Source organism: Pseudomonas sp. B21-019, from assembly GCF_024749225.1.
Lineage (GTDB): Bacteria > Pseudomonadota > Gammaproteobacteria > Pseudomonadales > Pseudomonadaceae > Aquipseudomonas.
In genome coordinates this window covers 5529835-5550926 of sequence record NZ_CP087193.1, presented here as the reverse complement: position 1 = coordinate 5550926, position 21092 = coordinate 5529835, and the positions used below count along the sequence as shown (strand labels likewise).

18 protein-coding genes are annotated in these 21092 nt (G+C 61.0%); 7 read left to right on the top strand and 11 right to left on the bottom strand.

The genetic code is table 11. The features are described 5' to 3' along the window. Positions 1–194: 194 nt before the first annotated feature. Complete coding sequence (gene miaB / locus LOY36_RS24905; protein WP_018925767.1) at positions 195–1523, bottom strand: tRNA (N6-isopentenyl adenosine(37)-C2)-methylthiotransferase MiaB; 1329 nt, start codon at positions 1521–1523, stop codon at positions 195–197. Positions 1524–1657: 134 nt separating this feature from the next. Here miaB and LOY36_RS24900 point away from each other — a divergent pair, with 134 nt between their 5' ends. Then, entirely contained in the window at positions 1658–1987 is a 330-nt protein-coding gene (locus tag LOY36_RS24900; RefSeq protein WP_003185742.1) for a DUF1820 family protein, read from the top strand. A gap of 178 nt (positions 1988–2165) precedes the next feature. On the opposite strand, the gene LOY36_RS24895 is transcribed toward LOY36_RS24900, so the two are convergent. From LOY36_RS24895 to LOY36_RS24880, 4 genes are all read right to left on the bottom strand, one after another. Continuing rightward, positions 2166–2720 (bottom strand): tetratricopeptide repeat protein, encoded by a 555-nt coding sequence (locus tag LOY36_RS24895; RefSeq protein WP_258671239.1) that lies wholly within the window; start codon positions 2718–2720, stop codon positions 2166–2168. Between the two features lie 224 nt (positions 2721–2944). Beyond that, entirely contained in the window at positions 2945–4228 is a 1284-nt protein-coding gene (gene hemL, locus LOY36_RS24890; protein ID WP_258671238.1) for a glutamate-1-semialdehyde 2,1-aminomutase, read from the bottom strand. Between the two features lie 16 nt (positions 4229–4244). Then, on the bottom strand, positions 4245–4868 hold the full coding sequence (gene thiE / locus LOY36_RS24885; protein ID WP_018925770.1) for a thiamine phosphate synthase: 624 nt from the start codon (positions 4866–4868) through the stop codon (positions 4245–4247). A 32-nt stretch (positions 4869–4900) separates the two neighbouring features. Then, a complete protein-coding gene (locus LOY36_RS24880) occupies positions 4901–5698 on the bottom strand; it encodes a hydroxymethylpyrimidine/phosphomethylpyrimidine kinase (protein ID WP_019581334.1) in 798 nt (265 codons plus the stop codon). Positions 5699–6125: 427 nt separating this feature from the next. On the opposite strand from LOY36_RS24880, the gene LOY36_RS24875 reads away from it, so the two are divergent. The 4 genes from LOY36_RS24875 (at position 6126) to LOY36_RS24860 (ending at position 12557) form a co-directional block, all read left to right on the top strand. Next, a complete protein-coding gene (locus tag LOY36_RS24875; RefSeq protein ID WP_258671237.1) occupies positions 6126–8507 on the top strand; it encodes a hybrid sensor histidine kinase/response regulator in 2382 nt (793 codons plus the stop codon). A gap of 75 nt (positions 8508–8582) precedes the next feature. Continuing rightward, complete coding sequence (locus tag LOY36_RS24870) at positions 8583–10232, top strand: acyl-CoA dehydrogenase family protein (protein ID WP_258671236.1); 1650 nt, start codon at positions 8583–8585, stop codon at positions 10230–10232. A gap of 118 nt (positions 10233–10350) precedes the next feature. Continuing rightward, on the top strand, positions 10351–11850 hold the full coding sequence (gene amn, locus LOY36_RS24865; RefSeq protein WP_018925774.1) for an AMP nucleosidase: 1500 nt from the start codon (positions 10351–10353) through the stop codon (positions 11848–11850). Positions 11851–11921: 71 nt separating this feature from the next. After that, a complete protein-coding gene (locus LOY36_RS24860; RefSeq protein ID WP_258671235.1) occupies positions 11922–12557 on the top strand; it encodes a pseudouridine synthase in 636 nt (211 codons plus the stop codon). On the opposite strand, the gene LOY36_RS24855 is transcribed toward LOY36_RS24860, so the two are convergent. Continuing rightward, complete coding sequence (locus LOY36_RS24855) at positions 12552–12761, bottom strand: DUF2788 domain-containing protein (protein ID WP_007937369.1); 210 nt, start codon at positions 12759–12761, stop codon at positions 12552–12554. The genes LOY36_RS24860 and LOY36_RS24855 overlap by 6 nt on opposite strands. Positions 12762–13040: 279 nt before the next feature. Beyond that, entirely contained in the window at positions 13041–13520 is a 480-nt protein-coding gene (locus tag LOY36_RS24850; protein ID WP_007937367.1) for an Lrp/AsnC family transcriptional regulator, read from the bottom strand. Between the two features lie 448 nt (positions 13521–13968). Between LOY36_RS24850 and LOY36_RS24845 the strand changes: the two genes are divergently transcribed. Continuing rightward, positions 13969–15066 carry a DUF6515 family protein gene (locus tag LOY36_RS24845; protein ID WP_258671234.1) on the top strand — a complete coding sequence of 366 codons (1098 nt, stop codon included), beginning with the start codon at positions 13969–13971 and terminating at the stop codon, positions 15064–15066. Here the strand turns inward: LOY36_RS24845 and LOY36_RS24840 are convergent. Beyond that, positions 15060–15956, bottom strand: coding sequence for a cation diffusion facilitator family transporter (locus LOY36_RS24840; RefSeq protein ID WP_258671233.1), 897 nt, complete (start codon positions 15954–15956; stop codon positions 15060–15062). The two genes, LOY36_RS24845 and LOY36_RS24840, sit on opposite strands and share 7 nt — an antisense overlap. A gap of 29 nt (positions 15957–15985) precedes the next feature. Continuing rightward, a complete protein-coding gene (locus LOY36_RS24835) occupies positions 15986–16405 on the bottom strand; it encodes a polyribonucleotide nucleotidyltransferase (RefSeq protein WP_258671232.1) in 420 nt (139 codons plus the stop codon). Between the two features lie 97 nt (positions 16406–16502). Here LOY36_RS24835 and hrpB point away from each other — a divergent pair, with 97 nt between their 5' ends. Beyond that, a complete protein-coding gene (gene hrpB / locus LOY36_RS24830; protein ID WP_258671231.1) occupies positions 16503–19022 on the top strand; it encodes an ATP-dependent helicase HrpB in 2520 nt (839 codons plus the stop codon). Positions 19023–19146: 124 nt separating this feature from the next. Here hrpB and LOY36_RS24825 read toward each other — a convergent pair whose 3' ends face one another. Both LOY36_RS24825 and LOY36_RS24820 read right to left on the bottom strand, forming a co-directional pair. Continuing rightward, on the bottom strand, positions 19147–20226 hold the full coding sequence (locus tag LOY36_RS24825; RefSeq protein WP_258671230.1) for an endonuclease/exonuclease/phosphatase family protein: 1080 nt from the start codon (positions 20224–20226) through the stop codon (positions 19147–19149). Between the two features lie 74 nt (positions 20227–20300). After that, positions 20301–20975, bottom strand: coding sequence for a YciC family protein (locus LOY36_RS24820; RefSeq protein ID WP_019581325.1), 675 nt, complete (start codon positions 20973–20975; stop codon positions 20301–20303). Positions 20976–21092 lie beyond the last annotated feature (117 nt).

The following is a 21092-nucleotide window of genomic DNA, read 5'->3' as shown; positions in this document are numbered from 1 at the left end:
TCGCCTGGGTGCGAAAGCTCTTAAAGCAGTCTCACTGGATAACTGTGGCGAGGGAGCTTGCTCCCGCTGGAGTGCGAAACGCTCCCAAATCATCCAGCCTCAATCTTTCAGGATGATCGAGGTGTCTGGTTTGCGGCTGCTTCGCAACCGAGCGGGAGCAAGCTCCCTCGCCACAAAGCCTCTCTGGCCTGCTGTTATTGGATCAACGAGCCCCGCAGCGAGTGCGGTTGCGCGGCGTCGATGTGCACGTCGGCGAACTGGCCGATCAGGGTCGGATTGTCGCAGCGGAAGTTGACGATACGGTTATTCTCGGTGCGACCCTGCAGTTCGCCAGGGTCTTTTTTCGAATAATCGGTGACCAGAATCCGCTGAATGGAGCCCACCATTTGTCGGCTGATCTCGAACCCTTGCTGGTTCAGGCGATGTTGCAGGGCGTTCAGGCGTTCTTTTTTCAGTTCTTCCGGCGTTTCGTCGGCCAGGTCGGCGGCGGGGGTACCCGGGCGCTGGCTGTAGACGAACGAGTAGGAGAAGTCGAAACCGACGTCTTCGATCAGCTTCATGGTCTGTTCAAAGTCTTTCTCGGTCTCACCCGGGAAGCCGACGATGAAGTCCGAGCTGATGCAGATCCCTGGCACGGCGGCCCGCAATTTGCGCAGTTTGGACTTGTACTCCAGCGCAGTGTGGTTGCGCTTCATCGCCGCGAGGATCCGGTCGGAGCCCGATTGCACCGGCAAGTGCAGGTGTTTTACCAGTTCCGGCACGTCGGCGTGGGCCTGGATCAGGCTGTCGGAGAACTCCAGCGGATGCGAAGTGGTGTAGCGAATCCGGTCGATGCCATCGACAGCGGCGACCACCCGGATCAATTCCGCCAGGTCGGCCAGGCGACCATCGTGAGTGGTCCCGCGATAACCGTTGACGTTTTGCCCCAGCAGGGTCACTTCGCGCACGCCGTTTTCGGCCAGGTGGATGATCTCGGCAATCACGTCGTCGAACGGCCGGCTGACTTCTTCACCGCGGGTATAAGGCACCACGCAGAAGGTGCAGTACTTGCTGCAGCCTTCCATGACCGACACGTAAGCGCTCGGCCCATCGATGCGCGGTTCGGGCAAGTGGTCGAATTTTTCGATTTCCGGGAACGAGACGTCGACTTGCGGCAGTTTGGTAGCGCGCGCGGCGTCGATCATTTCCGGCAGGCGGTGCAGGGTCTGCGGGCCGAACACCACGTCGACATACGGAGCGCGATCACGGATGGCCGCGCCTTCCTGGCTGGCCACGCAACCGCCGACGGCGATGACCATTTCCGGATTGGCCAGTTTCAGTTCGCGCCAGCGGCCGAGCTGGGAATACACCCGGTCCTGGGCGCGTTCACGGATCGAGCAGGTATTGAGCAGGATCACGTCGGCGTCTTCAGCGCGGGCAGTGACTTCCAGGGCCTGATGTTCACCCAACAGATCGACCATGCGCGAGCTGTCGTACTCGTTCATCTGGCAACCGTGGGTTTCGATGTAAAGCTTCTTGGCCATGGAAAGATTCATCACGTGATTCAAAGAACCGCGCATTATAGGGAACATGTCCCAAGGTTCCTACCGCTGCGCGTCCGGTGGCTATGCTATAGTTCGCGCCCTCATTTTTATCCCCGATGTGTTACCCGCCCACCATGACCAAACGTGAAGCTCCAATCTACAAGGTGATTTTCCTCAATCAGGGCCAGGTGTTCGAAATGTACGCCAAGCAGATCTATCAAAGTGATCTGTGGGGCTTTCTGGAAGTGGAAGAGTTCGTCTTTGGCGAGCGCACACAAGTGGTCGTCGATCCGAGCGAGGAAAAGCTCAAGGCTCAGTTCGAAGGCGTTGTGCGCAGTTTTGTGCCGATGCATTCGATCGTGCGCATCGACGAGGTCGAGCGCCTCGGCACGCCGAAAATCAGCGAAGCCCGCGGAGCGGTCGGTAATGTCATGCCGTTTCCGATGCCGATGCCTGAGAAGTAAGCAGCAGGTTGATTGGCTGAAGGAGCTTGTTGTGGCGAGGGGGCTTGCTCCCGCTGGGGCGCGAAGCGGCCCCGAGATCTGCAATCACGATAAGTCTGGCACACCGCGTTCTTGGGTTTTACGACTGCTGCGCAGCCGAGCGGGAGCAAGCTCCCTCGCCACAGGGGGCTCTGTCGATTCAGGGAAGTGGCGAAAACGGCGTACGCCCGTCGGCGCTCTGCAATTCCATCAGGTATTTACGGAAAATTTGCCCCAGCACCTGGGTAGCAACCTCCAGGTCTTCGCGGGGCATTTTTTCGGCGACTTCGTCGGCGGTGTCCAGCGCGTCTTCGGCGCCGTTGACCGCGGCCATTTTCAGCACGATATACGCCTGAATGTTATTGGCCGGTACACCTTCGCCATGGAAGAACATGGTGCCGAGTTTGAATTGCGCCTGGGCATGACCTTGCAGCGAGGCCTTTTCGAAGTAGCTCAGGGCTTTATTGAGGTCGCGCGGCGCGTTTTTGCCTTCGTAGTAGAACTCACCCAACTCGTATTGCGCTTGCGCATCCCCTTCATCCGACGCTTTCTGGCAGGCGGCGAGCGCTTGCGTCAGGTCTTGCGGCTGAGTATTGAGGGTGCAGCGACCCATCGCCGGGATCAACAACGAGTTGCCGCCTGCTTGTGCGAGCGCGAGCAGGGGCTGAAGGAGCAACAGGCAGCCCAATGCAAGGGTGCGGCCGGTGCGGTTCATGGGAATCGACTTACCTCTGAGGGGCGCGCGGACCCGTCGAGGGATCCAATAAGCGCGCATTATGAAATAAGCAGGGCCAACCTTACAAAGTCTTTACTCGTTTTTCTGCTGCGCGGGGACTATATCACCCACTTTGCGGGGGATTATTGGCAGCTGAGCAGGAAAAAGGCTGCGGATGTAGGTGAAAGCTGACGCTGGCAATCGCCAACGTCAGCGTCGCAGATTTACTTCAGTGCGGCGAAGGCACGTTCGGCGGCGTCCAGCGTCAGTTTCAACTCGGTTTCGCCGTGGGCGATCGAGGTGAAGCCGGCTTCGAAGGCGCTCGGCGCCAGGTACACGCCGCCCTCGAGCATCAGGTGGAAGAAGCGCCCGAACAGGTTCGCATCGCTGGCCATGACGTCATCGAAGGTGACGATGTCGTCGGCGCCGCTGAAGTACAGACCGAACATGCCGCCGGCCTGAGTGGTCACGAACGGAATGCCGGCGGCATCGGCGCGCTGTTGCAGGCCATCGAGCAGGCGGCTGGTGTAGTCGCTCAGCTCGGCGTGGAAACCCGGACGACTGATCAGACGAAGCGTGGTCAGGCCAGCCGCCATCGCCAGCGGGTTACCCGACAACGTACCGGCCTGGTAGACCGGGCCCAGTGGCGCGATGTGTTCCATGATTTTGCGTTTGCCGCCGAAGCAGCCCACGGGCATGCCGCCACCGATGATCTTGCCGAAGGTGCTCAGGTCCGGTGTTACGCCGTAATAGGCTTGGGCACCGCCGAGGGCGACACGGAAACCGGTCATCACTTCGTCGAAAATCAGCACCACGCCGTGCTTGTCGCACAGGGTCCGCAGGCCTTCGAGGAAACCCGGTGCCGGCGGTACGCAGTTCATGTTGCCGGCCACCGGTTCGACGATGATGCACGCCACGTCCTGGCCGACTTCGGCGAGCATGGTTTCGACCGCGTCGATGTCGTTGAACGGCAGGGTCAGGGTGTGTTTGGCGAACGCCGCCGGTACACCGGCCGAGCTCGGTACGCCTTGGGTCAGGGCGCCGGAGCCGGCCTTGACCAGCAGGCTGTCGGAGTGGCCGTGGTAGCAGCCTTCGAATTTGATGATGCTGTCGCGACCGGTGAAACCACGGGCCAGACGGATCGCACTCATGGTCGCTTCGGTGCCGGAGCTGACCATGCGCACCATTTCCATCGACGGCACGATCGAGCAGACCAGATCGGCCATCTCGGTTTCCATCGCGGTCGGGGCGCCGTAGGACAAGCCGTGCTCCAACTGTTTGCGTACCGCGTCCAGCACGTCCGGGTGGCTGTGGCCGAGAATCATCGGGCCCCAGGAACCGACGTAATCCACATAACGCTTGTCGTCTTCGTCGGTGACGTAGGCGCCTTCGGCGTGTTTGAAGAACAACGGCGTGCCGCCAACGCTCTTGAACGCACGAACCGGCGAGTTCACGCCTCCGGGGATGTGTTTCTGGGCATTGGCAAACAGGGTTTCGGAACGAGACATTATTTGGCTCTCAAAATCAGGATTTGAACAATTCGTTAAAGGCGCGGGCGCGACGCGTCACTTCAGCCGTGCTCTCGGCGCCGAACAGGCCATGCACCACCGCCAACAGATCGACGCCGTGGGCCACCAGCGGGGCGGCGTTGTCCAGGGTGATGCCGCCGATCGCACAGATCGGCAGGTGCAGTTTGCTGCGGGCCTGGTCAAGCAAGTCGAGGCTGCACGTCGGTGCGCCAGGCTTGGTGTTGGAATTGAAGAAGCGGCCGAAGGCGACGTAACTGGCGCCTTCTTTGGCGGCTTGTTCGGCGAGTTCGAGTTGCGCGTGGCAGGTCGAGCCGATGATCGCCTGACGCCCGAGCAGTGCTCGCACCGGCATCAGTGGGCCATCAGTCTGGCCCAGGTGCACGCCGACATTCAGGCGCGCGGCCAGTTCGGCGTCGTCATTGATGATCAGCTGGGTCTTGTAGCGATCGCACAGATCACGCAGGGCTTCGGCCTCGCGCAGGCGGCGGGCCTCGTCGCTGCTTTTGTCGCGGTATTGCAGCAGGGTGACGCCGCCTTCGAGCGCCGCCTCCACGTACGAAAGAAATTTACCGGCCAGTAGCTGGCTGTCGGTAATGGCGTACAGGCCACGTAGTTTCATCGGACAAGCCTCTGCGCTTTACGCATCGAAAGTTACGAACAGAAATCCAGCGGCAGACGGCGGGGCACGAACTGGCCTTTGCCCAGCTGTTCCGCATCTCGCAGGGTGCGCCAAGTGTAGTCAAGCGCGCTCTGTACGGCACTGGCGAGGTGTTCACCCTGGGCCAGGCGACCGGCGAGGGCGCTGGCCAGCGTGCAACCGGAACCGTGATAACTGCCGGGCAGGCGCTGGCAGGTAAAGGTTTCGCGGCGACCGTCGCGGCTGTACAGGCGGTTGTGGATTTCGTGTTCGTCGCCATGGCCGCCGGTGATCAGCAGGTGTTTGACGAATGGCAGGAGTTTTTCCGCGCACTCGTCGGCGGTGCCTTCGGGCAGTTCGGCGAGGATGCGGGCTTCGGGAAGGTTAGGGGTGGCGATGATCGACAACGGCAGCAAGCGTTCGCGCATGGCGTAGCCGACTTCGTCCTTGCCCAGTCGTCCGCCACCGCCGGCGCGCAGCACCGGGTCGCAGACCACTGGCAAATGCGGGTGCGCTGAAAGCAGTTCGACCACGGTGTCGACCATTTCCAGGGAACCGAGCATACCCAGTTTGACGGCGGCGACTTCGGAGTCGTTGAGCACGGCATTGGCCTGGGCCAGTACCCACTCGCGATCGAGCACGCGGAAGTCAGTGACGTTGACCGTGTCTTGCACGGTCAGGGCGGTGACGGCCGGAGCCGCATGGCAACCCTGGGCGAGCAGGGCTTCGATATCTGCCTGCAAGCCGGCGCCACCACTAGGGTCGTGGCCGGAGAGACAGAGGACAACGGGGCGAGAGCTGTAGATATTCATGGTGCGCGAGCTTACCACCAAACATGTTTTTCGGGTGTTGCGACGTCCAGTCCGGCCGATACATTGTGGCGAGGGAGCTTGCTCCCGTTCGGCTGCGAAGCAGTCGTAAATCTGCCGACGCGGTGTTCCGGGCAGAAGGCAAAGGGGGCCGCTTCGCACCCCAACGGGGGCAAGCCCCCTCGCCACAGGGTTCATCACCCACCGGGACAATGTCGCGGCCTGATCAAGCCAACCGCTCTAACTCAATGCGTGGCGCTGGAACGCCCGTTCTAGAGCCTTTGTAGGAAAAATTTCAATGGTGTTCAATGGCCACTAACGGCTATGCTAGAGTGGATCCAAACCAATAACAGGTAATACCGGTTTTACGTCTACTCAAAAGGAATGGGGGGCTTCCTGACAGAACCGGACAGGCCACGCTGGGGCTTAAATGCGCTATTTGTTGATGTTGCTGTTGTGCTTGCCCCTCCTGGCGAGCGCCGTCGAGTTCGACGAGTTCACCCAGAGCCTTCCCCTGGGCCGAACGATGCAGGTTTATGAAGACGCGGGCGGTCAAGCGACCATTGCCGATGTCCGTGCGCAAGCAGCGGCCGGGCACTTCAAACCCCACGATAAAGCCACCCTCAACGCCGGCTATTCGCGTTCGGCGTTCTGGCTGAAAATCGACCTGCAATACCGTCCGACCAATCCGACGGCGCAACGAACCTGGCTGTTGGAACTGGCCTATCCGCCCCTCGATCACCTTGATTTGTACTTGCCCGATGCTGGCGGCGACTATCAATTGGTCCGACAGACGGGCGATGCGTTGCCGTTCGCCACTCGCGAAATTCGTCAGAACAACTATCTGTTCGGTCTGAGCTTTGCGCCCGGGCAGGCGCAAACCGTGTACCTGCGTCTGCAAAGCGAAGGCTCGATCCAGGCGCCCGTCACCTTGTGGTCGAGCACTGCTTACCTTGAAGAGCAGCCGGTGCGGCTTTATGTGCTGGGGCTGATTTACGGCGTGTTGCTGGGGATGCTGGTCTACAACCTGTTCATCTTCCTCAGTGTGCGCGATACCAGTTACCTCTATTACATCGTCTACATCGCCTCGTTCGGCTTGTATCAGCTGTCGGTGAACGGCGCGGCCGTGGAGTATTTCTGGCCGAACAATCCGTGGTGGGCCAATGCCGCGACGCCGTTTTTCATCGGCTGTTCGGGGTTGTTCGGCAGCCAGTTTGCCCGCAGCTTCCTGCGGACGGCCACCCACAGCCGCTGGCTGGACCGTGTGCTATTGGCGCTGATCGCGTTCAGCGGGCTGGTGGTCGGGTTGTCTTTGATGACCAGTTACGCCCTGGCCCTGCGTCTGGCGACGGCGTTGGCACTGGTCTTTACCGTGGTGATTTTCGCTGCCGGGATTTTCGCCTGGTGGCGTGGCTTGAGGGTGGCGCGCTACTTCATCATTGCCTGGTCGGCATTTTTGCTCGGAGGCGTCGTCAACACGATGATGGTGTTGGGGTATTTGCCCAACGTGTTCCTCACCATGTACGCCAGCCAGATCGGCTCGGCGATTGAAGTGGCATTGCTGTCCCTGGCCCTGGCCGATCGTATCAACGCCATGCGCGAGCAACAGGCACAGACGTTGTTCGACGCCGGCCAGAAACTTGAGGTGCTGAACCAGCAACTGGCTCACAGCAACAGGCTCAAGGACGAATTCCTCGCCACGTTGACCCACGAACTGCGCACGCCCATGAACGGTGTGATCGGTTCGCTGGAGCTGATGCAGACCGTCGAGATGAACCCAGAGCTGGAGCAGTATCAGCAAACGGCGGCAGGTTCGGCGCGGGACATGATGCGCATGGTCAACGGCATCCTCACCCTGACCGAATTGCAGGCCGGCAAGCTCAAGGTCTATCCGGACACGTTCAGCTTGCGCAGTATGGTCGAGTCTTTGCGCGGGCAGTTCGACGGCAATGCGTCGGGCAAGTCGCTGGACTTCAAGGTCGAGGTAACGCCCGGGTTGCCGGATCGTTTGTTCGGCGACAGCGGCAAGCTGGCGCAATGCCTGGAATGCTTGCTGGACAACGCAATCAAATTCACCCGAGTCGGTGGTCTGGCGCTGCGGGTGACGGGTAAACCGGCGGCGGAGCCCGGTCGTCTGGCGCTGTCTTTTGCGGTGATCGACACCGGCATCGGTTTTACCGATTTGGGGGAGGCGACGCTGTACCAGCGCTTCTTCCAGCTCGACGGCTCGATGACCCGCGAATATGGCGGCCTAGGCGTTGGCTTGGCGATTTGTCAGCAGTTGGTCGACTTGCTCGGCGGCCGCCTGAGCCATCGTTCGGAACTGGGCCGTGGAAGCCGCTTCCAGCTCGACGTCGAATTCGAGCTGTCGGTGGTGGATCCCACCCCCTCGATCACCCGGCAAACCACCGGCCTGCGCTTGCCCCAGGAGTGCACGGTATTGCTGGTCGATGACAACAGCATCAATCAATTGGTGATGCGCGGCATGTTGCTCAAGCTTGGGTTCCGGGTACGCACCGCTGACAGTGGCCTTGCTGCGCTCGATCAATTGCAGTGTGAAGCCGTTGACGCGGTAGTGCTCGATTGCCAGTTGCCGCCAGTGGACAGCGCCTCCATCTTCCGCCGGATCCGTGCGTTGCCGGGTTGCGCCGAATTACCCGTGTTCATGATTGCCCTGAGTGCGGACCGAGTGCACTGCTCGAGTGACACCTTGGTCGACTACCTGAACAAACCGGTGAAATTCGAGGACTTGCAGGCCGCGCTCTATCGACGGGTGCTCTGTTCTGGACAAGGCGAAAGCGCCGACAGTTAGGCAGATATGCCACTTTGTTCAGCCTCGGGGCGGTGCTTAACTGAAAATCCCTTGGCTGACCAAAGGAGTCCCGTCATGAACCTGCATCAGTTCGCCGAAACCCACGAAGTCACCAACCAGCCACCGTCGCTGGACGGCACCAACCTCTATCGCATCGACCTGCCTTTGCAGGAGTGGTCGCGGCGGTTCGATGCTGGTTGGGCCGAGTCGCGGATCGACGCTTACGGCGCATTGGCCGGCGGGCCGCTGATGGAGGCCGGGTTTGCGGCCAATCAGAACAAACCGGTGTTCGTCAGCCATGACCGTTACGGCCATCGCATCGACCTGGTGGAGTTTCACCCGGCTTATCACCAGTTGATGCGCACGGCGGTGGAGCATGGCCTGACAGGGTTGCCCTGGACCGATCCGCAACCGGGCGCCCATGTGGCTCGCGCGTCCATGACGTATTTGCACAGTCAGGCTGAGGCCGGTAGCGGTTGCCCATTAACCATGACTTTCGCCAGCGTCCCGGCGATGCGCCTGCAAGCGGATTTGGCCCGGCAATGGCTGCCGAAAATCCTCGCCACCGAATACGACCCGCGCAATGTTGGTATGGCCCATAAGGCCGGGGTCACTATCGGCATGGCGATGACCGAGAAACAGGGCGGCACCGACGTGCGGGCCAACACCACCAAGGCCTATCCGGTGGGTGCCGGAGGGCCGGGCCAGGCGTATGAACTGGTGGGCCACAAATGGTTCTGCTCGGCGCCAATGTGTGACGCCTTCCTGACCCTGGCCCAGACCGACAAAGGGCTGACCTGTTTCCTGCTGCCGCGTCATCGCCCGGATGACACGCGCAATCAGTTCTACATACAGCGGCTGAAAAACAAACTCGGCAACTGGTCCAACGCCTCCAGCGAGGTGGAGTTCCGTGGCGCCCTGGCCTGGATGGTCGGCGAAGAGGGCCGGGGCGTTCCGACCATTATCGAAATGGTCGCCATGACCCGTTTCGATTGCATGGTCGGCTCCAGCGCGCTGATGCGCCAGGCCTTGACCCAGGCCAGCCATCACTGCGCCCACCGCAAGGTCGGTGGCAAGTTGCTCAGCGAACTACCCTTGATGCAAAACGTGCTGGCCGACCTGGCCCTGGAAAGCGAAGCCTCCCTGGCGTTGAGCCTGCGAATGGGGCGAGCGCTGGATCATCTGGATGACGAGCACGAAGCGAAATTCGCTCGGTTGGTGACGGCAGTGGGCAAGTACTGGATCTGCAAACGCGCGCCCGCGATGATCAACGAAGCGGCCGAATGCATGGGCGGCGCCGGTTACGTCGAAGAAAGCATCTTGCCGCGACTGTACCGTGAGGCACCGGTCAACTCGACGTGGGAAGGTTCCGGCAACGTGCAATGCCTCGACGTGTTGCGCGCGTTGTCGAAAGAACCGGGCGTGCTCGATGTGCTGTTCAACGAGTTGGGCGATGGCCATGGCGACAAACGCCTGGCCACACACATCGGCCAGTTGCAGAAGGCGTTCAAGGACACCGACGACATTCAATACCGCGCCCGCCAGCTCACCGAAGACATCGCCTTGGGGCTTCAGGCCAGGCTGTTGCTGGAGGCTGGCAATGCGGCGGTTAGTGATGCGTTCATCGCCAGCCGGCTCGGTTCGGCCGGTCGGGTGTATGGAACGTTGCCACGTGGGCTGGATGTGGAAGCGATTGTGGCCCGCTCGACACCGCAGGGCTTCTGAAGGGCGAAAAGATCGCAGCCTTCGGCAGCCTCTTACAGGTGTACGACGACCCTCTGTAGGAGTTGCCGAAGGCTGCGATCTTTTTTCACTGTTCCCGTGAAGCGATGATGCAGGCAAGATGAAGGTCTGCAAGTCAGAACACAGGAAGCTGATCGTGACCGAAGCGTTTATTGTCGTTCAAACCGCCGAGCAAGCCGTTGACCGGCTTGCTGTCTTGCACGAGCGTGCAACCACAGCGCTGAATCAAGCGCTCAAGCGTTATCTCAAGGATCGCGTCGAGCCGGACGCTGAACAGCGTGCCCTGTTTCGTTATCCCGAGTTGCGTCTGACCTACCTCTGCCAGGGCGAAGTCCCACAGACCACTCGCGCCTATGCCAAGGTTCAATTGCCGGGGACCTACAGCGTCACCGTCACTCATCCGGCAGCCTTTCGCAAATACCTGCTGGAACAACTCGTTCCGTTGATGCACGACTTCACCGTGACCGTGGAAGTCGGCGTCAGCCAGCAGAACATTCCTTATCCGTACGTGGTCGAGCAGGGCGATGAACTGGCCGGCTCCGGCGTCACGGCGGCGGTACTGGCGCGGGTGTTCCCGAGTACGGATCTGTCGGCCGCCACCGATGGCATCGCCGATGGCTTGTACGATTGGGAAAACACCGACCCGCTGCCATTGGCCCTGTTCGATGCCGCGCGGGTGGACTTCTCCCTGCGCCGACTGGTGCACTACACCGGCAGCGACTGGCGGCATGTGCAGCCGTGGATTCTGTTGACCAACTACCACCGTTACGTCGACCAGTTCATCGTTCATGGCCTGGAACAACTGCGCAAAGACCCGCGTTTTGTGCGCATGGTGTTGCCGGGCAACGTGATCATCGAAAAGGGTATGGACCATGGCGAAGCCTCGGCGATTGCCGCGGGCGTGGTCTGGCATCGTTACCAGATGCCGGCCTATCACCTGATCGCCAGCGACGGCCATGGCGTGACTCTGGTGAACATCGGCGTCGGCCCGTCCAACGCCAAGAACATCACCGACCATTTGGCCGTGTTGCGTCCGCATTGCTGGCTGATGATCGGCCACTGCGGCGGCTTGCGTCAGTCGCAGACCATTGGCGATTACGTGCTGGCACACGCCTACATGCGTCGCGACGGGATTCTCGACCGGGTGGTGCCACCGAACATTCCGATTCCGGCCTTGGCCGAAGTGCAGTTGGCGTTGCAGCAAGCGGCGGCCAACATCACCGGTGAAAAGGGCGACGAACTGAAGAAACGCCTGCGTACCGGCACCGTGTTGACCTACGACGACCGTAACTGGGAGCTGCGCTGGGCGCAGGAACGCCCGCTGATCAACCTGTCCCGCGCCGTGGCGGTGGACATGGAAAGCGGCACGATTGCCGCCCAGGGTTATCGCTTGCGGGTGCCCTACGGCACGTTGCTCTGCGTGTCGGATAAACCGCTGCACAGCGAAATCAAACTGCCGGGTTCGGCCAACGCGTTCTATGAGCGCGCGGTCAGCCAGCACTTGAAGATCGGTATCGAGGCGGTGGATCTGTTGCGCACCGAGCTCAACTCGCTGCACTCACGCAAACTGCGCAGCTTCGACGAGCCGCCGTTCCGCTGATTGTTCTCATGGTCATTTGACGGTTGGGGCACTAGCATTAGCGGCCCTGACCGTTAGATGTTCCTTTGCTCATGTCTCGTCCTCAACGTCCCGACTCTCGCCGCCCAGGCGCGAACAAACCGCAATCAGCCCCGCGCCGTGTCGCCAAAGCGCCACCGGCCGAGCCGAGGCTGATTCTGTTCAACAAACCTTTCGATGTACTGACGCAGTTCAGCGACGGCGAAGGGCGGGCGACGCTCAAGGACTTTATCGAGATTCCGGGGATTTACCCGGCAGGACGGCTGGACCGTGACAGCGAAGGCTTGTTGCTGCTGACCAACGACGGCCAGCTTCAGGCGCGGATTGCCGACCCGAAACACAAACTGGCCAAGACTTACTGGGTGCAAGTGGAAGGCGAGCCAACCGCCGAGCAGTTGCAGCGTTTGCGCGATGGCGTTGAATTGAACGACGGTATGACCTTGCCGGCCGAAGCGCGACAACTGGATGAGCCGCAACTGTGGCCACGCAACCCGCCGGTGCGCTTTCGCAAAAGCGTGCCGACGAGTTGGCTGGAATTGGTGATTCGCGAGGGGCGCAACCGTCAGGTGCGACGCATGACCGCAGCGGTCGGCTTGCCGACGTTGCGCCTGGTGCGGGTCAAAATCGGTGACTGGTCGATCGAAGGGCTCGATCAGGGCCAGTGGAAGGAAGTGCCGGCGCGTTTATAGTGTGCCGGATTCGATCAGGCCGATGACCACGCTTTTGATCACGAATGCGGCCACGCCCAACCCCAGCACAAAGAACAGAATGAACGAGCCGAAGCGCCCGGCTTTGGATTTTTTTGCCAGATCCCAGACGATGAAGCCCATGAAAATGATCAGGATGCTGACCAGGCCAGTCATCATCCACTCTTCGAAAACTGCAGGATCCATCGAATATCTCCAGCGCGGGCGGGGCTAAAAAGGCCGGAGGAGTATACGCCAAGGGGGATTGGCGGGGTATTGACCTGCGTCGGTGTGCCGCAGTCATTCGTCGCCCTGGCTGACGCCAGAACCGCTCTTGTATGAACTGTGTAGGCGCCGTAGGAGCTGTCGAGTGAAACGAGGCTGCGATCTTTTGATGTTGTATTTAAAGAGCAAGATCAAGAGATCGCAGCCTCGTTTCACTCGACAGCTCCTACACAGCTTCTACAGCCTACAGAAGGGGGTATCTCAGCTGCGCAAATGGGTTAAAGGCAACTCCGTGCTATTGAGCACCTGGTTCAACACGAAACTCGACCGTACACTCGTCACCCCTTCAATCCGGGTCAGATGCCCCAGCAGCAGCTTCTGATAGTGATCCATGTCCGGCACCACCACCTTGAGCTGATAATCCGCATCCATCCCCGTCACCAGGCTACATTCCAGCACTTGCGGTAACGTGCGAATGGCGGCTTCGAAGTTCTCGAAGCGCTCGGGAGTATGGCGGTCCATGCCGATCAGCACGTAGGCGGTCAGGCTCAGGCCGAGCATCTTGCGGTCCAGCAAGGCGACCTGGCGGGAGATGTAGCCGTCGTCTTCCAGTTGCTTGACCCGCCGCGAGCAAGGCGAAGGCGACAGGCCGATGCGTTCGGCCAGCTCCTGATTGGAGATGCGCGCGTCGCGCTGTAATTCCGCCAAAATACTCAGGTCGTATCGGTCGAGTTTGCTCATCAATCAGGCCTTTGTCATAACTATTGCGGCAGATTATCTATCCTGAGTTAAAAATTGCGCAAGTGATGTTTATTTGAGCAATCTTCGCAATCCTCTGTCGGTGCTCCGGGCCTATTCTTATCACCAGAATCACTGCTCGGACAAACAGTCCAGTGCGGCTCGCCCAATCAGGCCAGCTGCGGTCGCCACCCCCACCGGGGATGCGTCGGCCCCCGAGCTACACACTGTCCAGAAGACGGCGTGAGGTGAGCCGACGTCATAAGCGTCGAGCACGGACGAAGTTCTCAAAGGGAGGCCGACGGGTCTCCCTTTTTTCTTGCCCGCAATTTGGCATGCCCTTAATAAAAAGCCGCTCAATAAAAAAGTTACGTGACTGATAACCTGTTGCAGAACCGGCCTGCGCTTTCCCAGTCTTACGTACAGGCCCTAACCCGCCGTGAGGAAAAGCATGAAATCGCGCATCTGGCGTTTGGCCGGTGTTGGTTTGCTGTGTGTGAGTGTCACTGCACAATCGCTTGCCGATGAACCGCAGAACCGCGGCCCCGATGGCGGGCAGCATGGGCCTGATCATCGGGGCAATGAACAGGGCCAGGGCCGTGGCGGCAGCAATCAGCCACGCCCGCAGAACACCGAAATCATTCGTGGCGACAACAGTCGCAAGTTTGAGCTCCACGACCAGAATCAGGGTGGCCAGTGGCAGAACCGGGCGCCGCACGAGTCCAACAATCAGGGCGGCCAGTGGCAGAACCGTACGCCGCACGACTCCAGCGTTCAGGGTGGCCAGTGGCAGAACCGTCCGCTACACGATCCAAACGTTCAGGAGCGAGCGCCGCAACAACCGAGTAATAATCTGCCAATCCAGAGTCGGCCCGATACCGTGCGCCAGACCCAGGAACCGCGGCGTGGCTACTATCAGGACGAGCGGTGGCGTAACAATTACAACCAGCCATGGCAGACCGGGGGGCGGGAGCCGCGTCACGATGACCGTCGCTGGCCCGGTCGCCCGGATGGGCACGGTAATGGCTGGGGCCCCGGTCCGCAGTATCGTCCGGGGTACGTGATCGACCGCTTCCCGGAGGAGCGTCACTTCCGTGTGCCGTATCGTGGCCAGGATTATTTCTATTCCGGTGGGTATTGGTATCGCCCGCAAGGCCCGCGTTATGTGGTGGTTCAGCCGCCTCGAGGGATTCGTGTCAGCTATTTGCCCGATTACGCCCGTGAGGTGTGGATCGGTGGCACGCTGTTGTTCCTGGCGGCCGGCGCGTATTACGCCTACCAGGAGAGCACTCAAGATTACGTCGTGGTCGAACCGCCCGTGCAGCCGCAACCGGTGAGCAATGGTTATGACGTGGTGGCGTATCCGGCCAACGGCCAGTCGCCGGAGGAAGTCAGCCGGGACGCTTATGAATGTTATCGCTGGGCCGTGCAACAGAGCGGTTTCGATCCACGTACCGCCACCTACCGACCGGATCCGTCGGTGGTGCAAGTTTACCGACAGGCCCAGGGCAACTGCCTGAGCAGTCGCGGTTATCAAGTGAGTTACTGAGCCCTGGCGGCCTTCACCACTTCCTGCGGGTCGGCGTGCACCAGCACTTCGGCTCGCGGGTAGACGGCATGAATCGCATCGGCGGCTTGATCGCTGATGCCGTGGGCGACTGACAGGGTCAAGTCCCCCGGCAATTCCAGATGCAATTGCACGAACCACTGGTTACCGGAAATCCGCGTGCGCAAGTCGTGGGCACCCAGAACCCCCGGTACGCTGCAGGCCAGTTCGAGCATGTGCTGGCTGACATCAGTCGGTAACTCTTCATCCATCAGCACTGCAAAACTTTCCCGGGCGATCTGAATTGCGCTCCAGAGGATGTAAGCAGCGATCCCCAGACCGAACCAAGGGTCGACTTGCTGCCAGCCAAACCCGGCCAGCACCAGCGCCACGAGAATGCCGCCGTTGAGCAGCAGGTCCGAGCGGTAATGCAAGGAGTCGGCGCTCACCGCGTTGGAACCGGTAGCCTTGATTACCCGGTGCTGCAACATCAGCAGGGCCACGGTCAGGACGAGGGAGAACACAATCACCCCGATGCTGAGCCACGCTGCGCCTATCGGCTCCGGATGTTTCAACCGTTCGATCGCCTGCAAGGCAATCAGCACTGCGCTGCCGCCAATGAACAGCGCCTGAGCCATGCCCGCCAATGATTCGGCCTTGCCGTGCCCATAACGATGATCGTTGTCGGCCGGGCGCAAGGCGTAATGCACGGCCAGCAGATTGAGCAGCGAGCTGACGCCGTCGAGTGCCGAGTCGGTCAACCCGGCGAGCATGCTCACCGAGCCGCTCAGCCACCAGGCGATGGCTTTGGCGATGATCAATATGCACGCGACCGCCACCGAGGCGCGCGTCGCCAGCCGCAGCAGGCGGGCGTGGTCGGTAGGGGTAGTCATCAGTGCTGTGGTTCCTTCAAATGCACGAATTATGCAGCCGGTTGCAGGCCGAACATAGCCAGTTGCTGGGCGCTGCCCCTGTGCTGGATCAGACGCGGATCGTCCAGCGGGAAGCTGCGGCCCAGTTCACTTTCGAGAATAGTCTGCAACTTGTGGTTATCGACCTTGCCGTCGGCGCCGATGGCTTCCTTGAGTTTTTCCGGGGCCACCTGAGCGGTCCGGCCGGGCTCGAAGTAAATCGCACCCGTGGCGAAGTCCACTGCAAAGGCGATCAGGCCGGGGATGATATAGAACAGCAGGCCCACGGCATCCAGCGCGGCGATGGCCGGGTCGATCTTGCCGTCGATCTGGCCGCGGCGATCCGGATAGAAAATCGAACCGCAGGCGGTCACCTGGGTCAGCAAGGACGCGATCAATACACCGCCGATCAAGCGAAAGGGAGCACGCATTTGAAATCTCCTGGGTTATCTGGAAACGAAGCATCGTCGATATGAATTAGGACCGCGCTGAACGCCGTTATACTCGGCCCTCTGTTTGGGAGCCAGCATGATTTCTTTGCCAATTGATGAAGTTTTACCCGCCCTGCGTGAAGCCCTCGCTACACGCCACGAAGCCGTGCTCGAAGCACCGCCCGGTGCCGGTAAAACCACCCGGGTGCCGTTGGCCTTGCTCGATGAGCCGTGGCTGGCCGGGCAGACCATTCTGATGCTCGAACCGCGCCGGTTGGCGGCGCGGGCGGCGGCAGAGCGCTTGGCCAGTGAATTGGGCGAGAAGGTCGGCGAAACCGTGGGCTATCGCATTCGTCTCGACAGCAAGGTCGGCCCCAATACCCGCATCGAAGTGGTCACCGAAGGCATCCTCACCCGGCGCTTGCAGGATGACCCGGCACTGGAAGGCGTGGGCTTGCTGATCTTTGACGAGTTCCACGAACGCAGCCTCGATGCCGACCTGGCCTTGGCCCTGAGCCTGAATGGCCGGGAACTGTTCCGCGACGATCAACCGCTGAAAATTCTCTTGATGTCGGCGACCCTGGAAGGCGAACGCCTGGCCGGGTTGCTGGATGACGCGCCAATCCTGCGCAGCGAAGGTCGCATGTACCCGGTGGCGATGCGCTGGGGCCGGCCGTTTCAGCCCGGTGAGTTCATCGAGCCAAAGGTGGTGCAGACCATCCTTGATGCGCTGAACGATGAGACCGGCAGCCTTCTGGTATTTCTGCCGGGGCAGGCGGAAATTCGGCGGGTGCATCAACAATTGGTCGATGCGCTGGGCGAGGGCACGCCTGTGTTGCTGTGCCCGTTGCACGGCGAACTGGACCTGGCGGCGCAGCGTGCGGCGATTGAACCGGCGCCTGCGGGCAAGCGCAAAGTGGTGCTGGCCACCAACATCGCCGAAACCAGCCTGACCATCAATGGCGTGCGCGTGGTGATCGATGCCGGGCTGGCGCGCGTGCCGCGTTTCGACCCCGGCAGCGGCATGACCCGCCTGGATACTCAACGCATCTCCAAGGCCAGTGCCACGCAGCGCGCGGGCCGGGCCGGGCGTTTGGAGCCTGGCGTGTGTTATCGCTTGTGGTCGCAGGATCAGCACGAACAACTGGCGGCTTACGCCAGTGCGGAAATACTCTCGGCGGACCTTGCCGGGCTGGCCTTGCAACTCGGTCGTTGGGGCGTGACACCGGGGCAATTGGTTTGGCTGGATGTTCCTCCGGCAGCGGCTTATGCACAGGCTCAGGATCTGCTTGAGCGTTTGGGTGCGCTGGAGGGTGAAGCGCTGACCCGTCATGGTCAGGCCATGGCCGAACTGCCGGCCCATCCTCGGATCGCCCATTTGCTGTTGCGTGGCCAGGCGCTCGGCCTGGCTGACATGGCCTGTGATGTCGCGGCACTGCTCGGCGAGCGCGATATCTTGCGTGGTGCTGGCGCAGACCTGCACAGCCGACTGGTGCTGTTATCCGGCGAAGAGCGGGCCGCTCGCGGTGCGCAGGGCGGTGTTCAACGGGCCCGGCAACTGGCGCGGCAGTATCGCGGTTATTTGCGCGGCAAAGCGTCGGAGCCGGTCAGCGATCCCGAACATCCGCGTTGGCTCGGTGCGTTGCTGGCATTGGCTTATCCCGATCGGGTCGCCCAACAGCGGCGGGCCGGTGGCGCTGAATATCGCCTGGCCAACGGTCGTGCGGCATTGTTTGCCGAGGCGGACAGCCTGATGAAGCAACCGTGGTTGGTGATCGCCGATCTGGGCAGTCGTCAGGGCCAGCGTGAAGAACGGATTTATCTGGCGACGGATTTTGATCCGGCGTTGTTCGACTCCGTGCTGGCGGAACAGGTGCGCTGCGTCGATCAACTGGATTGGGATGAGCGCGAAGGTGTGCTGCGGGCCGAGCGTCAGCGTAAGGTCGGTGAATTGATCCTCAGTCGCGAACCGCTGACCGGGCTCGATGAAAGTGCTCGCAGCCAGGCGTTGGTGAATCTGGTGCGGCGCAAAGGTCTGGAGCTGTTGCCCTGGACGCCAGCGCTGCGTCAGTGGCAGGCGCGGGTGGCGTTGTTGCGGCAGTTGGATCTCGCGGGTAAAGGCGAGAGCGAATGGCCGGATGTCAGCGACGCAACATTGCTCAAAAGCCTCGAACACTGGCTGATGCCCTATCTGGGGAAAGTCTCGCGGCTCAGTCACTTCGCCAATCTGGACCTGTCGAGCATCGTTCACAACTTGCTTCCGTGGCCGTTGCCGCAACGGCTGGATGAGCTGGCGCCGCATCATTTGAGCGTGCCGTCGGGTTCATCGATTCGTCTGGATTACAGCGAGCAGCCGCCGATTCTGGCGGTGCGGTTGCAGGAGTTGTTCGGCCTGGCCGAGACCCCGCGGATTGCCGGTGGCCGGCAGGTGGTCAAACTGCATTTGCTGTCCCCGGCGCGGCGGCCAGTGCAGGTGACTCAGGATTTGGCGAACTTCTGGCGCAGTACGTATGCCGAGGTGAAGAAGGATTTGAAGGGGCGGTATCCGAAGCACTATTGGCCGGATGATCCGCTGGTGGCCGAGGCGACGGCGCGGATCAAACCTCGTAAAAGCTGAAGATCAAAAGATCGCAGGCTGCGCCAGCTCCTACGTTGACCGGGTGCACCCGATATTTCCCATGTGCACGCGATCCCTGTAGGAGCTGCCGAAGGCTGCGATCTTTTCCCCTGGCACCGCCAATCTACGGCACAGCCGGCAACAGAAACCGCGCAATCACCGGCAAATGATCGGAAATGCGCAACGTATCGTCCTGCCGCACCCGCGCTTCGACCCGTTTGATGCGCGGGCTGTAAAACAGGTAGTCGACGGTCCGGTCCGGCCCGTTCAAGCCGGGATCGTTCGGGTAATGGGTCAACCATTGCGCCCGGTCGATACCGCTGGCTTCGTTGTTGGTGGGGATCATCGGGTATTTGTCCCACAGCACATGCAGCGCGCTGTCGGCGGAGTAGAGCCTGCGTTGCTCGGCGGGCAGGCGTTGATACTGGCCCAGTGGCAACAGATTGAAATCTCCGCCGATCAACCACGGCGTGCCGCGGCTTTCGAACTTGTCGAGCACCTTGGCCACGGCGGTCACCTGGGTTTGCAAGGAATCGTCGAGCTGGGTGGCGCGGTCCAGATGGGTGTTGAGCACGGCCATCTGGCCACCGTCGTTCAATGGCAGGTACGTGACCAGCAAGGCGTCTTTTGGTTTGAACTGCCGGCTGATGACGTTGGCCGGCGCGACCGGCAGTTGCAGGCGTTCGGCGTGTTCGATCCGGTAGCGGCTCAGGGTTGCCAATTGCCGGCCAACGCTGCCGAAAATATGCGGTTCAGGCACGAAGTCCGCTTTCCAGTCGAAGGCCTGAGCGGTGCATGGATACAGGTCGGTGACCCGATCCTGAAGCAATTTGAACTGGTTCTGGTAGTCGCTGGCCTTGGCGCCGTCATCGAGTTCCTGCAACAGCACGATGTCCGGTTGCTCGTCGCGAATCACCCGCGCCACTTCGTCGAGGCTGAAGGCCATGTCTTCAGGTGTAGGGGATTCGTCGTCTCCTGCGGCCAGGTCGTTCCAGAACACATAGCGCTTGCCGGCCAGGTACTGGACGTTCCAGGTCATCACCTTCAGCGCCTGGCCGGGCACCAGCGTCGGCGCCTGGGCGTTGCAACTGACCGGCAGCGCTTCCTTGGCGTCGGGGCGCCAGGTCAGGCTGTAGATCAGCAATGCAATCAGGCTGATGGCGATCAACAGGCACAGCAGGGTGTAGCGCAGTAGACGGGGCATCGCTCGGCTTATCGCGTTACAAGATTGACCCCGAGCATAACCGAGAGCAGCGCCAAAGCCCAAGGGTAGAGCGGTCAGAGCCGCTCATCAGATTTCTCGGGTGCATCGGCGATCAGCATGAACAAACGGAACAGCACCACGCTGGTGAACAGCTGCAGGAAGCTGTGGGCGCTGTCGATCAGCAGCGAGATCACCGGGTTCTGCGGGTCAGGGTAAACCGCCAGTGTCGCTCCCTTGAGCACCCACAGCGGGCCCATCACGCACAGAATGCACACCAGAATGCGGATGAAATGCCCGCGGGTCAGGCGCAGGCTTTCCTTCATCGCCGCCAGCGGTGCCAAGCCGCGCAGCACCAACAGGTACTCGCCGAACGCCAGCGTCACCATCAGCCAGATGCCCGGCAGGAAATACAGCGACAGGCCGATCAGGATCAGCAACGTATTGAGGGCGGTCAGCACGGCGAAGCGCGGCCACAGGGTCGCAGCGGCTGCCAACAGGTCGCGGGTACGCGGCGATTCGCCTCGGCTGCGGGCATCGAGAAACAGGATCAGCGCGGCGGTGTACAGCGGATACACCAGCAAGCCGACAATCACACTGATGCCGGCGAAACTGTCCGGCCCGGTGGAGCGGTCGACCACTTGTTGCAGCAGCGCCTCGACAATCACCAGCGGCAGGCATAGCTGCACGATCTGGCTCAGATTGCGCTTGAAGAAATACAGAGAGTCACGCAGTACATCGAACGAATTCATCAGTCGGTATCGCAGGTTGAAAGCAGTGCCTCACTTTAACCGATCAACTCCTTCGGGGCACAAACGTAAACGTTCGGTAAAGGTCATTGAAACATCCTGTATCAGCCCCATTACTGG